The organism is Dyella jiangningensis (assembly GCF_003264855.1).
Taxonomy (GTDB): domain Bacteria; phylum Pseudomonadota; class Gammaproteobacteria; order Xanthomonadales; family Rhodanobacteraceae; genus Dyella; species Dyella jiangningensis_C.
On the sequence record NZ_NFZS01000006.1, the window covers coordinates 145,117 to 160,716 of the forward strand.

At 65.6% G+C, this 15,600-nt stretch carries 9 protein-coding genes; 3 read left to right on the forward strand and 6 right to left on the reverse strand.

Translation table 11 applies throughout. The annotated features are described in order from the left end of the window. Positions 1 to 27: 27 nt before the first annotated feature. Entirely contained in the window at positions 28 to 1,512 is a 1,485-nt protein-coding gene (locus tag CA260_RS19930) for an MFS transporter (protein ID WP_111984809.1), read from the reverse strand. Between the two features lie 123 nt (positions 1,513 to 1,635). Then, the gene (locus CA260_RS19935) at positions 1,636 to 4,536 is read right to left on the reverse strand and encodes a TonB-dependent receptor (protein ID WP_111984875.1); all 2,901 of its coding nucleotides are present in this window, start codon (positions 4,534 to 4,536) and stop codon (positions 1,636 to 1,638) included. Positions 4,537 to 4,960: 424 nt separating this feature from the next. On the opposite strand from CA260_RS19935, the gene CA260_RS19940 reads away from it, so the two are divergent. Genes CA260_RS19940 through uxaC form a run of 3 tightly spaced genes read left to right on the forward strand, consistent with a single transcriptional unit; the run spans position 4,961 to position 8,678 of the window. After that, positions 4,961 to 6,226, forward strand: coding sequence for an MFS transporter (locus tag CA260_RS19940; RefSeq protein ID WP_111984810.1), 1,266 nt, complete (start codon positions 4,961 to 4,963; stop codon positions 6,224 to 6,226). Between the two features lie 46 nt (positions 6,227 to 6,272). After that, entirely contained in the window at positions 6,273 to 7,223 is a 951-nt protein-coding gene (locus tag CA260_RS19945) for an endo-1,4-beta-xylanase (protein WP_111984811.1), read from the forward strand. Positions 7,224 to 7,250: 27 nt separating this feature from the next. Next, positions 7,251 to 8,678, forward strand: a complete 1,428-nt coding sequence (gene uxaC, locus CA260_RS19950; protein ID WP_111984812.1) for a glucuronate isomerase — start codon at positions 7,251 to 7,253, stop codon at positions 8,676 to 8,678. 42 nt (positions 8,679 to 8,720) lie between these two features. Here the strand turns inward: uxaC and CA260_RS19955 are convergent, their stop codons facing one another. The 4 genes from CA260_RS19955 to CA260_RS19970 are packed head-to-tail and all read right to left on the reverse strand — an operon-like array spanning position 8,721 to position 15,587. Continuing rightward, positions 8,721 to 10,340: a DUF5597 domain-containing protein gene (locus CA260_RS19955; protein ID WP_172461935.1), complete on the reverse strand. Its 1,620-nt coding sequence runs from the start codon at positions 10,338 to 10,340 to the stop codon at positions 8,721 to 8,723. Between the two features lie 30 nt (positions 10,341 to 10,370). Further along, positions 10,371 to 11,846, reverse strand: coding sequence for a mannitol dehydrogenase family protein (locus tag CA260_RS19960; RefSeq protein ID WP_425479757.1), 1,476 nt, complete (start codon positions 11,844 to 11,846; stop codon positions 10,371 to 10,373). Continuing rightward, positions 11,846 to 12,877, reverse strand: coding sequence for a sugar kinase (locus tag CA260_RS19965; protein ID WP_111984814.1), 1,032 nt, complete (start codon positions 12,875 to 12,877; stop codon positions 11,846 to 11,848). The genes CA260_RS19960 and CA260_RS19965 overlap by 1 nt, the downstream gene beginning before the upstream one ends. 10 nt (positions 12,878 to 12,887) lie before the next feature. Beyond that, positions 12,888 to 15,587: a glycoside hydrolase family 3 protein gene (locus CA260_RS19970; RefSeq protein ID WP_172461936.1), complete on the reverse strand. Its 2,700-nt coding sequence runs from the start codon at positions 15,585 to 15,587 to the stop codon at positions 12,888 to 12,890. Positions 15,588 to 15,600: the final 13 nt, after the last annotated feature.

The window sequence follows — 15,600 nt, forward strand, 5'->3', positions numbered from 1 at the left end:
TTACCCGTGAAGCGTCATCGATGGCGGTCAGGCCGCATGGCCGGCGGCGAGGCGGCGCGCGCCGAGTTCCTGCTCGATGCGCAGCTCCATCGACTTGTTGATGCGATAGAAGAACAGCAACGCTACTGCGAGCAGGAAGGGCAGCGAGCAGAACAGGCTTACCGTGAGGCGGATGCCGTTGACGACGCCCGGCGATTGCGAGGCCGCCTCGGCCACGTAACCGTAATGCGCGAGGATGCCGGCCACCAGCGCGCCGCCGACGCTCAGGCCCACCTTCAGGCCGCACAGCATGGCGGAGAAAATGATGGCAGTGGCGCGACGGCTGTTCTTCCACTCCGAATAGTCGGCCACGTCGGCGATCATCGCCCACAGCAGCGGAATGGTGATGCCGTAGAAGAAGCCGTGCAGGATGTACGAACCCACCACCAGGCCGATCGAACCCGGCGTGTACACATAGAACGCCAGCAGGAACACCGTGGACGCGAGCAGCGCGCCACCGAACACGTCGCGCTTGCCGAACCGGTCGGCAAGACGCTTGGAAAAGCCGATGCCGATGATCATGAAGATGATCCCCAGCGCGTTGAACAGGCTGAACGCAGAGGTGGGTGCATCCTTCGGCCAGCGGAATTCGGTCAGCCCCACATGGGTGAGCCCACTGTTGAGCGCCGCGATGAAACCGTTGAAGCCCACGCGGTCGAGAAACGCCGAGAGCTGTGCCGCGTCGAGGTAATACTTGAAGTAGTAGATGTACATGCCGCCCTTCAACGCGAGGTTGATGAACAGCAGCACGGTCACCGCCAGCATGATCTGCCAGGGACGGTTGCGCAGCAGGTCGGCGAGGTCGTCGCGCACGCTCGACGCCTGCTCGTTTACCGGCAGGATGCGCTCGCGCGTGGTGAAGAAGGTGACGAGGAAGAACACGGTGCCCACGATGGCGAAGATCGTCATCGTGTTGTGAAAGCCGCGGGCCTTGTCGCCATCGCCGAGGATCAGCACCAGCGGCAGCAGCAGTACCTGGATGATGAACTGCGCCACCATCACCGCCACGAAACGGTACGCCGAGAGGCTGTTGCGTTCGGCCATGCTGCCGGTGAGCACGCCACTCAATGCCGAATAGGGCAGATTGTTGGCGACGTAGATGAACACCAGCAGCGTGTACGTCACCATCGCGTACATCACCTTGGCCTGCTCGCCCAGCGCTGGCGTGCTGAACGCCAGCAACGACAGCGCGCCGAACGGGATGGCCGTCCACAACACCCAGGGGCGGAACTTGCCCCAACGCGTGCGCGTGCGATCGGCCACCAGGCCCATGATCGGCGTGAAGACGAACGCGCCCAGCAGGCCCACGACGAAGATGAGGGTGGCCGCCGTACCCGCAGGGATGCGGAACACGTCGGTGTAGAAGAACGCCAGGAACGTCACCAGCGTCTGGAAGATCAGGTTCGCCGCCAGATCGCCGAGGCTGTAGCCGATTTTTTCGATGACCGGCAGGGTTTGCGTAGTGTTGTTCATGCGTGCCGTTCGATGCCGCTGCAGCTGGACCAACGTGACGCACCGCCCGAAGGCCTGCCCGTCACACGTCGCGGCCCGGCCGGTGAGGGCCGGCCGGGCCGCGGATTGCACATGCGAAACCGATCAGAACGTTCCGCGCACGCCCAGCATGATCGTATAGCCCGGGGTGTAATAGGTATACGCCGCGTTGTCGTACGTGAGCGTCTGCCGGAAATTCGCCTTGGTCATGTTGATGACGTTGAAGGTGATCATCGGCTTGGACATCACATTGTCGAACTGGTAGCTCGCCGACAGGTCGAGCTGGCCACGTGCATCCGTCTTGATCTGCGCAAACGGCAGGCCGTTCTGGTTGGCGGTGGAGCTGATCTGCGCCGAGTTCCAGGTGTAGGACAGACGCACCATCGCACCGTAATTCTCCCAGTACAGGGTCGCGTTGTAGGTGTGCGGCGAGATGCCGATGGCCTGCGCCGACACCCCGCTGCCGATGCTCTTCTGCGAGGTGACCGTGTAGTTCGCCTGCACGCCCAGGCCCTTCACCACGAAGTCCAGCGGTTGCACCCAGTTCGCTTCGGCGCCCTTGATGAACAGCGTGCCGTCGGCGTTGACCTGCTGCGTCACCTGCACCTCGGCCGCCGACGGGCCGCCACGCAGGTTGATCGCCTGCTGCTGAGTGTCGGTAAGCGAGGAGAACGGAATGCCCATCTGGGAGAACGGGATCAGGTTGGTGCCGCTGACCGTGAAGCCCTTGATGCGCTTGCCGAACAAGTCCAGCGCGAGGTAACCCTCGTGGCCGGTATACCACTCACCGCCGAAGTCGAGGTTGGTCGACAGGTACGGCGCGAGCTTCGGGTTGCCCTGCGTGGCGATTTCCGCGGCCGGATCGCTGAAGTTGGTGTTGGGCACCATCGCGCTCGGATCGGGACGCGTCAGCGAACGCGATGCGGCAAGGCGCAGCACCACGTCATCGGTGGCATTGAACGCGGCGTTGAGCGACGGCAGGTAGTAGCCGTAACTGTTCTTCAGCGTGACGTATTCCAGCACGCCGCCGATGCTCGACGGACCGGCAATGGTCTGGTCGGTCGACGCATGGCGCACACCGCCATTGAGGCGCAGTTCATGGCCGCCCAGATCCCACTTGCCGTTGCCTTCGAGATACCAGGCCCAGGTCTTTTCCTGGATGTTGCCGGCATTGGCGCCACTCGCCGCGGCCGTGCCAAGCGGCGCCGTGGCATTGAGGTAGTCGTAGTTGGTGGCCGCCATCAAGGCGGCAGTGTCCATCGTGATGAAGCCGTCCTTGCCCGGCCTGATGTACTGGGACCAGCCGTTGGCGCCCACCGCCGCGTTGACCGCGCTCGCCCATGCCGAGCTGTTGTCGTACGCCTTGATCTCGCGGTTGATATCGTCGTAAGCGAAGCCCCCGCGCAGGTTGTTGCTGTCGTCACCCCACTGCAGGTCCCAGCGCGTGCCCTTGTTGTCGGTGGTGCGCGTCTCGTTCTGGATGTTGACGCGGTAGTACTGCCAACCCAGGTTGGGATCGTTGAGGTTCACGCTCGGCGAGATGGCGGGATAGTTGCCGCCAGTGTTGGCGTAGTTCACCGAGATGTTCTGGTTCATCGGCGTCTGCACGTCGATCGACGGTGCATATTGGCGATACCAGCTGCGCTGCGTGTAACCCTGGAAATCCAGTTTCCAGTTGTCGCTGGAACCGAACAGCAGCGTACCGCCCGGGTTGATGTTGTAGAACTTGGTGTGTTGGTCGTACGGGCGGTCTTCGAGGAAGTACTGCGCGTTGGCGAAGTTTGCCTGGGTGACCACGTTGTTCTGGTCGACCTGCATGTTGGTCGGAATCAGCTGACCGCTGCGGCCGATCAGGTTCATGTCCAGGCGGTCGAAGTGCTTTTCCTTCTGCGAGAACAGCGTGTCCAGGTAGAAGTGGGCCGCTTCGCTCGGACGCCATTCCAGCGATGCCATCGCGGACTGGTGATCATTGGTGCCGTCGGTGTACGCATCGCGGCCCAGGCGCGGAATGAGCGCATTGGCGAGCTGCGCGGTGGTGAGGCCCGGGTTGTGCGCGAGCAGCCATGCGTTGTCGATGACCTGGCCTTGCGTGAGACCCAGGCCCGCGTTGGCCGGCACGGTGCCCGGGATCACCCAGCTGCCGCCCGCCGGGCTGCAATGGCCAGCAGCGGTGCCGCACTGCGCAGCGGTGAGCTGCGGCGTGGTCCAGCCGATGGTTTCGAAGCCCTGCACGTTGTAGTCGCTCTTCGACGCGGTGTAGCCCACCGTGGCGCCGAAGGTGCCTTCCTTGTTGGTCCAACTGCCGATCAGCGAACCGCGCGGCTTCACGTCCTTGCCGATGGAGTTGTACTGGCCCTGCAGCGAATACGTCAGATGCGTGCCCGGGTTGTCGAACGGACGCGTGGTGCGCATGTCGACCACGCCGGCAATGCCGCCTTCGGTCATGCTCGGCGTCGGCGTCTTGTTGACGGTGAGCTGGGTGAAGAACTCCGTCGGCAGCAGGTCGAGATCGACCTCGCGATTCTGGTTCTGCGAATTGAGGCCGCCGGCCGATGCGACGGCGAGCTGGTCGCCGTTGAGCATGATCTTGGTGAAATCGGTGCCCAGGCCGCGGATCTGGATATTCACGCCCTCGCCGTCCACGTCGCGCGTCAGCTGCACGCCCGGAACGCGGGTGAGCGACTCGGCGATGTTCGTGTCCGGAAACTTGCCGATGTCTTCGGCGAACACCGAATCGGTGACGTTGGTGGCGTCACGCTTGGCGTCGGTGGAGAACTGGATGCTGCTGCGATAGCTGCCGCTGACGTTCACGGCACCCAGCGTCTTGGCCGGGCCAGCCTGGCCGCCGTTGCCTTGCGTCTGATCGCTGCTCTGCGCGTTCGACTGCGTCGGTGTTGCCGCCGGCTGCGCCTGGGCTTGTTCCTCGGCTTGTGCGGCCCCCACCGCGCCAAACAAGGCAAGACTCAGAGCGCTCGACAACAGGGTTTTTGCGAATTGGGTCTGCACCATACTCCCCTCTCGATTCTGGTGACGTAATCCTCCCCGGGGCGCCATTGCGGCACCCTGCGGGTGACTGGCTTTTGCTTGGAACAGCTACGCGGTCTTGCGTCCTCCCCGCGAATGCGCCGAAAAGGTAGCGCTAACAATTTGGTGGTGCACGCTGCAGGGCAACATTCGATTCGGCAGCCGTCCAGAATGCCAGAAAAAAGCTTGTTTTCCGCGGTTTTCTTGCTGAACAGAAGCGTGCTGCGTACCCCCGTGACTTTCGCGATTTGTCACGCCAATAATGGTAGCGCTATCACCGAACGAGCCAGCCGCGGTCACGGTGACGAGGGGAGACATCACGATGCAAAGCAGTCCACGCAGCACCGGCTCCGAACGCGCGTCGCCCGCCGTTGCTGCGCCTACGTACGAAGTGGCTGCGTCGCCAATGAGCCGCTATCGCTGGCGCGTCTGCGCCATGCTGCTGGCGGCGACGACGATCAGCTACATCGATCGCCAGGTGTTGGGCGTGCTCGCGCCGTTCCTGCAGGAAAAGATCGGCTGGAACGAGCTCCAGTACAGCAGCATCGTCACGGCGTTCCAGGCGGCCTACGCCTTGGGCCTGTTGTGCGCGGGCGCGGTGATCGACCGCTTCGGCACGCGCATCGGCTATGCGCTGGCGATCGGCATCTGGAGCCTTGCCGCCATGAGCCACGCGCTGGCTACCGGCGTGCTGAGTTTCGCGGCGGCGCGCTTTGCGCTGGGCCTGGGTGAGTCGGGGAATTTCCCTGCGGCGATCAAGGCGGTGGCGGAATGGTTTCCGCAGCGTGAGCGTGCGTTCGCCGCTGGCATCTTCAACTCGGGCTCCAATATCGGCGCGATCGTGGCGCCGATCATGGCGCCGCTGGTGGCGGCCCGGTGGGGCTGGCAGGCAGCCTTCCTGTGCACGGGCGCATTGAGCGCCACCTGGCTGGTGGTGTGGCTGCTCACCTATCGCACGCCCGACCAGCAGCCGAAGCTTTCCACCGCCGAACGCGCCCACATCGGCAGCGAGCCGGTCGTTTCCGGTGCGCGCGTGCCGTGGTCCCAGCTGTTGCGGCACCGCCAGGCCTGGGTGGTGGCGGCCGCAAAGTTCATCACCGATCCCATCTGGTGGTTCTTCCTGTTCTGGTTGCCCAAGTTCCTGCACGCGCAATACGGACTGAGCCTGCTGGAACTGGGACCGCCGCTGATCACGGTGTTCCTGCTCGCGGACGTAGGCAGCATCGCCGGCGGCTGGCTGGCCGGGCGGCTGCTCCGACGCGGCTGGAGCATCAATCGCGCGCGCAAGGGCGCCATGCTGCTGTGCGCATTGCTGGTGGTGCCGATCGTGTTCGCGGCGAAGGCGGACAACGTGTGGCTCGCCGTCGCCTTGATCGGTCTCGCCACCGCGGGGCACCAGGGCTGGTCGGCCAATGTCTACACGCTCGCGTCGGACCTGTTTCCTCGCCGCGCCGTGGCCTCGGTCGTCGGTGTCGGCGGCTTTGCCGGCGCGGTGGGCGGCATGCTCATCTCCACCGTGATCGGGCTGCTGCTGCAGCTGACCAGCAGCTACGTGCCGGTATTCATGCTTGCCGGCGGCGCCTATCTGGTCGCGCTCGCCGTCGTGCATGGACTGGCACCGTCGCTGGAGCCGGTCCATTTGGACGTCCAAACGAAACCCCAGGGGGAGTGACGCCGTGAAAGCAGGACTCGCAGGATGGTTGACGTTCGTTCTGGCCATGCTTGCCTCGCAGGTGCAGGGCGCTCCGCTGGCCGCAGGGCAGCAGAAATTCCTGGGCAGCGCCTACAGTGCCTTGCAGGCGGAAGGCTTCGCCGATGACTGGAACAAGGTGACACCCGAGAACGCCGGCAAATGGGCCAGCGTGGAAGCCGTGCGCGGCACCATGAACTGGTCGGCGCTTGACGAAGCCTATCGCTTCGCCAAGGACCACGGCTTCCCGTTCCACCTGCATGTGCTGGTGTGGGGCCAGCAGCAGCCCGCATGGGTGCGCACGCTGCCGCCGGACGAGCAGCGCAAGGCCGTCGAACATTGGTTCGATGCGCTCGCCGAGCGCTATCCCGATGCCGATTTCGTCGAGGTGGTGAACGAGGCACTGCACCATCCGCCCGTCGGCACGCGCAAGGACGGCGGCAACTATGCACGCGCGCTCGGCGACAAGGGCAGTACCGGATGGGACTGGATACTCACCGCCTTCCGGATGGCCCGGCAACGCTTTCCCCATGCCCGATTGCTGATCAACGACTACAGCATCACGCGCAGCGCGAAGAGCACGGGCCAGTACCTGGCCATCATCGAATTGCTGCAGATGGAACGCCTGCTCGACGGCATCGGCCTGCAGGAGCATGCCTTCGAAACCACGCCCGACGTGCCGATGGCCATGCACCACGCCAATCTCGACCGCCTGGCCGCGACCGGCCTGCCGATCTACGTCACCGAACTGGACATAGACGGGCGCAGCGATGCGCAGCAGCTCAAGGACTACCAGCGCGTGTTCCCGGTGTTCTGGGAACATCCCGGCGTGCGCGGCATCACGCTGTGGGGCTTTCGTCCCGGGCTCTGGCGCGACAAGCAGCATGCCTACCTGATCCGCCCGGATGGCAGCGAACGCCCCCCGCTGACCTGGTTGCGCGAGTATGTGCACGACACGCCCGTCGTCTCCTCCCACTGAATTCAGTCACGCCATCGAAGCCCTGCCATGACCACCGGACCCCAACCCCTGGCGCTGCACGACGACCGCCTGTTTTCTTCCGATCCGCTGCAGCGCGCGATCGCACGGCGCCTGTATGCGCAGGTGGCGACGCTGCCGATCGTCAGCCCGCACGGCCATACCGACCCTGCATGGTTTGCGCATAACGCACCGTTCGCCAACGCGACGGAGCTGCTGCTGGTACCGGACCACTACGTGTTCCGCATGCTGTACAGCCAGGGCGTGCCGCTGGATGCGCTGGGTATCCCGCGTGCCGACGGCTCGCGTGCGGAGGTCGATCCGCGCGAAGCGTGGCGCGTGTTCGCGGAGTGCTTCCACCTGTTCCGCGGCACGCCTTCGTCGATGTGGCTGAACCATGTGTTCCATGAGGTGTTCGGCCTGCGCGTGCGGCTGGACGCGAGCACGGCGGACCTGTACTTCGACCACATCAACGACGCGCTGCGCCAGCCTGGCTTCCTGCCGCGCGCCTTGTTCGAGCGTTTCCGCATCGAGGTGATCGCCACCACCGAGTCGCCGCTGGATCCGCTGGAGCACCATGCCACCATCCGCGAGAGCGGCTGGCAGGGCCGCGTGATCACGGCCTACCGGCCCGACGCGGTGATCGATCCGGAACACGAGCAGTTCCCTTCCGCCCTGCAGCAGTTCGGCGAACTCACCGGCGAAGACGTGCACCGCTGGGACGGCTACCTGCGCGCGCACCGCCAGCGCCGCGCCTATTTCGCGGACATGGGCGCCACCTCCACCGACCACGGCCACCCCACTGCGGCCACCGCGAACCTGTCGCGCGCGGAGGCTGCCCGCCTGTTCGACACGGTGGTGCGCGGAAACGCGTCCGCTGCGCAAGCCGAGCTGTTCCGTGCACAGATGCTCACGGAGATGGCAGCGATGAGCGTGGACGATGGTCTCGTGATGCAGCTGCATCCCGGGTGCTTCCGCAACCACAACCTTGGCGTGTTCGAGCGTTACGGGCGCGACAAGGGCGCGGATATCCCACTGCGCACCGAATACGTTCGCGCGCTGAAGCCGCTGCTGGACCGCTTCGGCAACGAGCCGAACTTCCAGCTCATCCTGTTCACGTTGGACGAGAGCAACTACAGCCGCGAACTGGCACCGCTGGCCGGTCACTATCCGTCGCTGTTGCTCGGCCCCGCCTGGTGGTTCCACGATGCGCCGGAAGGCATGTGGCGCTTCCGCGAGCAGACCCTGGCCAGCGGCGGCTTCTACAACACGGTCGGTTTCAACGACGACACGCGCGCGTTCCTGTCGATTCCCGCGCGGCACGACGTGGCCCGCCGCATCGACTGTGCGTTCCTCGCCAAGCTGGTGGCGGAGCACCGCATGGACGAAGACGAAGCGGCCGAGGTGGCGATCGATCTCGCCTACCGTCTGCCCAGGAAGGCCTACAAGCTCGGTTGATGCATGCATCCAGGCACCTCCTCGTGAGGAGATGCCTGGCTATCACCGCTCGATCGCGTGCACGCGCACGCGATAAACGTGCGCGTTGCGGGGATCCATCATCAGCTGGCGCCCCTGGTTGCTCTGGTCGCCGTTCAACCGGCGCAACGTCTGCCAGGTGTCGCCATGGCGGGATACTTCCTCGATGCTGTCGATGCCCGCCACGCGCGCATCCACGTCTGGATCGCGGCAGATGGTGACGGTAAGCCCGGTGCCGACGAGGTAGAACTCGTCCGGAGACGACTGCAGCACCAGCATCGCGCCATCCTGGGTTTCCAGCGTCCTGGCCGGCCAGGAGCGCGACAGCGTGGCTTCGAACAGGTAGCCACCCAATGCGACCGTCTGCGTCGGTCGCGGACTGCTGGCGTGCAGGACCAGACCGCGCGTGCGATGTTCGGCTTGCGCCGCCGGGAGCATGTCGCCCAGATCGCGCAATCCGCCGTACACCTGCATCAGCAATGGCGACGCGCCGTCGTTACCGGGTGCCGGCAGGCTGTCGATATCGAACGGGCTGAAGCCGAAGCCACGCGCTTCACCGTACAGATACAGCGCGTTGTACGGCCCCGCCTCCAGCCTCGCCTCAGGCACGAATACCGGGTTGCCCAGGGCCTGGTAGCGCTGCACCCAGTACGCGAACTCCGGCCAATAGATATCCGGCGAATAGAAATCGATGTGGCTGGCGACGGCCTGGTACACCTGCTGAAAGTAGGGATGCGAGCCGCCGCTGGGATATTCACCGGCGCGTTCCTGCGGTGCCGGCAGCTGCACGTTGAGATACATGGGCAACGCGTACTGCGCCTTGCCCGCGGCCGCCACCGCATCGATGTAGGTGGCATAACGCCATGCCATGAACACCTCGTCCGCGGCGTCGCCGAACACCTCTTTCCAGCTGTGCCCCTGTGGGTTGAAATGCGCGGCCAGTTCGGGCGTCATCGCGTTGCGACGTGACTGCAGGGCCTGTATCAGGGTCGCAGGCACGTCGGCGTCGAACGCACGGTTGGCCGGCTCCGAGCGATCGCGGCGCTCACCGAGCACACCCACTTCGTTCTCCACCTGCACCATCAGCACGGTCTGCTGCCTGTCCTTCGCGCGCAGATGCGCCATCAGCGCCGCGAACGCCTTGGCGTCCAGGCGCAACGTCTCTTCGCCGAAGGTGGAGAGGATCTCCAGCGGCGCGCCGTCGATGCCGCGCACGCGCGGGAAACGCCGCACGTCGGCTTTCACCCAACTCGGCGCGTACTCGGAGAAGCTGTTCTTCCAGCTGCCGAACCACAGCAACACCAGATGCATGCGTTGGGTACGGGCCACATCGATCCAGTGATCGAGCAGGCGGAAGTCGTAGCTGCCTTCGCGCGGCTCCAGCTGATCCCACGCCACCGGCATCAGCGCCGTATTGACGTGCAACGCCGCCAGACGCGGCAGGATGGCATCCGCCTGCGCCTCGGTACCCGCCGAGGAATTGCCCAGTTCGCCACCGAAGATCACATATGGCTTGCCGTCCACGATCAACTGGCTGGCACCCTGCGTCCGCATGACGCGTGGCAACTCGGCCGCCTGCGACGTCACCGCCCAGAGCGCCAGGACCCCGGTCCAGGCGACCAGGCGATTCTTCCGCTTCTTCATCGTTTCTCTCATCCGCTTGCCAAGGCCCTGCTAGAACGCTTTCAGCACGCGCGCCACCGTCGCCGGCCTGGCGTCGCCCAGCGCGCCATAGGCACGCAACAGCCATGCACGGAATCGTTCATCGCCCGAGAGCGGTGCAAAGACCGCATCCAGTGCGAGGAAGACGGGTACATCGGTTTCGGGGTCGCCATGGCACGAACGCCCCACTGCCGACAGCGTGTCGTTCAACGGATCGACCAGCGCGACCCCGCGGTGCGCCTGCCGCCGCACGAAATGCATCCAGGCCGCCACGGGCACGCACAGGGGCGCGATGCTCCGCTCCTGCGCGAGCGCCTCGCCGATGGTGCTGAGCAGGCGCACGGGCAACTTCTGCGATCCATCCCATGCGATCTGGGAGAGCCGGTGACGAATGGCCGGGTTGCGGAAGCGCTCGAGGATCGCGTCGATGTAGCTAGGCGCATCGAGGCCTTGCGGCAAGGCGATGACCGGGGCGATGTGCTCGCGCATCAAACGTTCGACGAACGCGGCCAGCGCGGGTTCGGCCATTGCCTCGCCCACGCTGTCGATCTCCATCAGCGAGCCGAGATAGGCCAGCGACGAATGCGCGCCATTCAGCAGCCGCAGCTTGGCGCGGTCGTAGCCGGCGATGTCCTGGCTCAGCGTGACGCCGGCCAGCTCCAGCGGCGGGCGGTCGTTGCAGAAGCGATCCTCGACCACCCATTGGGTATAGGTTTCACGCTGGATGGGCCACGCGTCCGTCACGACCAGCTCGTGCTGCACGCGCTCACGCAGCGCGTCGTCGGTGGCTGGCGTGATGCTGTCCACCATCGAGCAGGGAAACGCGACGTGCACGTCGATCCAGTCGGCCAGCGCACCATCGAGGCGCCGCGCGTACTGCAGCAGCGCGCGGCGCAGGCGATGTCCGTTGTCGGCCAAGTTGTCGCAGCTGAGCACGGTATAAGGTAAAACGCCCCGCGCGCGACGCAGGCGCAGGCCCTCCACAAGATAGCCGATCGCGCTGCGCGGCGTTTGTGGCGCAGCCAGGTCGTGGACGATGTCCGGATGATGCGCATCCAGGTCGGCACCCGCCAGGCAGTAGCCCTTCTCGGTAATGGTCAGCGTCACCAGCTTTACCTGCGGATCGGCAAGCCGCGCGAGCACGGCCGCGCCTTCGTCGCGCGCGCACAGCCATTCGCGTACCGAACCGATCACGCGCAGGTGATTCTCGCGACCCAGCAGCGACAAGGCGTAGAGGCCGTCCTGCGGGCGCAGCATGTCGCGCGCTTCGCTGCTGTGCAGGGATACGCCACAGATGGCCCAGTCTGGAAAACGTGCCAGCAGGTCGTCGAGATACACCGCCTGGTGCGCGCGGTGGAACGCCCCGGCGCCGATGTGCACGACGCCGATGCGGACCTCGTCCAGCGCGTAAGCCGGGGTCGCCACCGATGCAGGCAGCTCTGCCAATGCGCGCTTGGAAAGCCGCTTGAGAACCGAATCCACCATCATCAACGCTTCACCTCGAAACCGTCCTGCGCGAGATAGGCGTGGATATCCGCCTCGCGCGACAGGTTCACGTCGCCGGGAATGGAATGCTTGAGGCAGGTGGCGGCCATCGCGAAGTCGAGTGCCGCCTCGTCGCTCATGTCGCGCAGCAGGCCATGCAGGAAGCCCGCAGCGAACGCGTCGCCGCCACCAATGCGATCGACGATGCCGGTGAGCGTATGCGGCGCCGTGTGCAGCACGCGATCGCGCCGCGCCAACATGCCGGACAGCTGATGGTCATCCACGGTGCTGTGCAGACGCGCGGTCGCCACCAGGCGGCGAAGGCTCGGCCAGGCGTCGAACGCGGCGGCGGCCGCGGCGGCGAAGCGCTCGCCGGCGTCGTCCTGCGTGAACGCCGCACCGAGCACCAGCGCCACGTCACGGTCGTTGCCGAACATCAGTTCGGCATGGTCGATCACTTCGCGCAGCAGTGCCGGCGCCTTCGCCGCACGCGATCCCCACAGCTTGCTGCGGTAGTTGCAGTCGAAGGAAACACGCACGCCCTTGTCGCGCGCCGCGCGCACGGCAGCCAGCGCGGCCTCGGCGGTGACGTCGTTGAGCGCGAGATTGATGCCCGACAGGTGCAGCCATTGCGCGCCCTCCAACTGCCGCGGCCAGTGGTAGCTTTCCGCCGTGGCCTGCGAGAACACCGAGCCCTCGCGGTCGTACAGCACGTCGGTGGGTCGCTGCATCGCGCCGGGCGTGAGGAAATACAGACCCATGCGGCCGTCCGCATGGCGCATGCGCGAGGTATCCACGCCATGCCGGCGCAGCTCGCCTGCGGCGGCGTGGCCGATGGCGTTGTCGGGCAAGGTGCTGACCATGGCACTGTCGTGGCCAAGGATGGCGAGCGAGCACGCGACGTTGGCTTCCGCGCCGCCGAAGCGGGCATCGAGGCGTGGCGACTGCAACAGCAGCTCCTGGCCGGACGGCGACAACCGCAGCAGCAGCTCGCCGAAGCAGACGATGCGTGCACGTGGAGAAGGGTGGCTCATGCGAAGGTCCTCACGGCGTCACCGTGAATGTCCTGGTGGCGCGGATGTCGGTGCTGGAGGCGCCGACCTGCACTTCATAACGACCGGGTGCCACGGCGTCGGCATGCTGTTGCTCATCGTAATAGCGCAGATCCTTCGTCGCCGACACGGTGAAGCGGACCTCGCGCTCTTCGCCCGGCTGCAACGCGATGCGCTGGAAGCCGCGCAGATCCTTCTGCGCCTGTGTGTCCTTCGCCTGCAACGGGCGCAGATAGAGCTGCACCACTTCGTCGCCCGCGCGACGGCCGGTGTTCTTTACCTTCAGCGTCACGTGCATGCTGCCATCGCGCGCGATGCTGTCGCGATCAATCGCAAGGTCCGAGTAGCCGAAGCTGGTGTAGGACAGGCCGTAGCCGAACGGATACAGCGGCGTGCCTTCGAAATAGCGGTAGGTACGGCCGCGCATGTCGTAGTTGTCGAACGCTGGCAGTTTTTCGCTGGCCTTGTAGAAGGTGACCGGCAGTCGGCCGGCGGGGTTCGCCGCGCCGAACAGCACGTCGGCCACCGCGTTGCCGCCGCGCTGGCCGGGATACCAGGCCAACACGATACCGGGCACATGCTGCTTGGCCCAGTCGATCGCCAGGGCCGAACCGGAGGTGAGCACCATCACCACGGGCTTGCCGGTACGGTGCAGCGCTTCGAGCAGTTTTTCCTGCGTGGCAGGCAGGCGCAGGTCGGTGCGATCACCTCCGGCGAAGCCGGGGTAGTTCACCTTCATCTCCTCGCCTTCCACGTTGCTGTTGAGGCCGCCGACGTAGATCACCACGTCCGCACGGCGAGCCGCCTCCAAGGCTTCTTCCAGCGGCGGCTTGGCGCCCGGGAGGCGCCAGGCGAGGCGCACCTCGTGGTTCTGGTTGTTGTTGGCGTACTCCAGGCGCACGTCATAAGGCTTGTCGGCCTTGAGATCCACGAAAGCGCTGCGGGGGCGCTCGGCGGTGGCGTCGCCGCTCCAGGCGTCGAGCACCAGGCGTCCATCCACGTACAGGCGATAGCCATCGCTGGCCGGTGCGCTCAATTCGTAGCGGCCGGACACCGGCGGAAGCAGCTGGCCACGCCAGCGCACGCTGAATTCATGAATCGCCAACGCATGATCCGACGGCAGTTCGCCGCGCATGATCAAGTCATCGGTGGGCGTGCCGTGGTCCCACTGGAAGCCGATCTTTGGATCGACGCGCGTGAGCACCGGCGTCGAGGCAAAGTCGTTACCGCGGAAATACTCGGCCTGGAGGCCGTGCTCGACAGCATCCGCAGCAGGACGCAGGTAGCGCGACTCGATCAGCGCCGCCGTGCCCTGGCCATCGAAACCCTGCACCAGCGAGGCGCCGTGGGCATAGGTCACTTCCGCCTGCGGCAAGGCCTCGCGAATGCCCTGCAGGATGGTCACCGGGTCCGCCGGCGTGCCGTGGTAGTTGCCCAGCAGCGCGGTGACGTCGTCGGCGGTGGGACCGATCACAGCCACGTGCCTGAGTTCGCGCGACAGCGGCAGGATGCCATCGTTCTTGAGCAACACGATCGACGCCTCCGCTGCGCGGCGCGCCAGTGCGTCATGTTCGGCCGACTGGTTGACCGAGTACGGAATCAGCGCCCAGCGCACGCGCTCGGGCGGATCGAACATCCCCAAGCGCATGCGTGCCAGCATCAGGCGCTTGAGCGAGATGTCGATGTCCGCTTCGCTGACCAGGCCCTGGTGCACTGCGTTGACCAGTGCGGCGTAGGTGTGGCCGCAATTGAGGTCGTCACCGTTCTTCACCGCCAGCGCGGACGCTTCTTCGGCGGTCGCCACCATCTTGTGCCGCGCGAAGATGTCATCGACCGAGTCGCAGTCGGATACCACATAGCCCTTGAAGCCCCAGTCCTTGCGCAGGATCTCTCCCAACAGGCGCGGGCTGGCCGAGGCGGATTCGCCGTTCACGCGGTTGTATGCGCCCATCACCGCGTCGACGTGGCCTTCCTGCACCAGCGCCTGGAACGCGGGCAGATAGGTATCGTGCAGGTCGCGCTCGCTCGGGTGCACGTCGAAGTGATGGCGCTCCGATTCCGGTCCGCTGTGCACGGCGAAATGCTTCGCCGTGGCGTCGAGCTTGCGATAAGTCGGGTCGTCGCCCTGCATGCCGTGCACGAAGGCCACGCCCATGCGCGAAGTGAGGAACGGGTCTTCGCCGTAGGTCTCCTGGCCACGTCCCCAGCGCGGATCGCGGAAGATGTTGATGTTGGGCGACCAGAACGTCAGGCCTTCGTAGCGGCCGTGCATGTCGTGGCGCAGGAATTCCTGGTGCTTCGCGCGTGCCTCGTCGCTGACGGCGGTGGCCACCTGTCCCATCAGCGCGGTGTCGAAGGTGGCGGCCAGGCCGATCGCCTGCGGAAACACCGTGGCGCCGCCGGCGCGCGCCACGCCGTGCAGGCCCTCGTTCCACCATTCGTAGGCGGCCACACCCAGGCGCGGAATGGCCGGCGCGTTGTTCTGCATCTGCGCGACCTTCTCCTCCAGCGTCATGCGCGAAACGAGATCGGCGGCGCGATCCTCGAAGCTGCGATGAAGATCGAGGTATACCGGCGTCGCGCTCGTCGCCTGCTTCGTGCCGCCCGCGTGCGGCGCGCACGACGACGTGCCGAGCGCCACCAGTAACGCCACTGCCATGGCCGGTAGCGCCTTGCGCCTGTATGTCGTCATCGTCATCTTCATT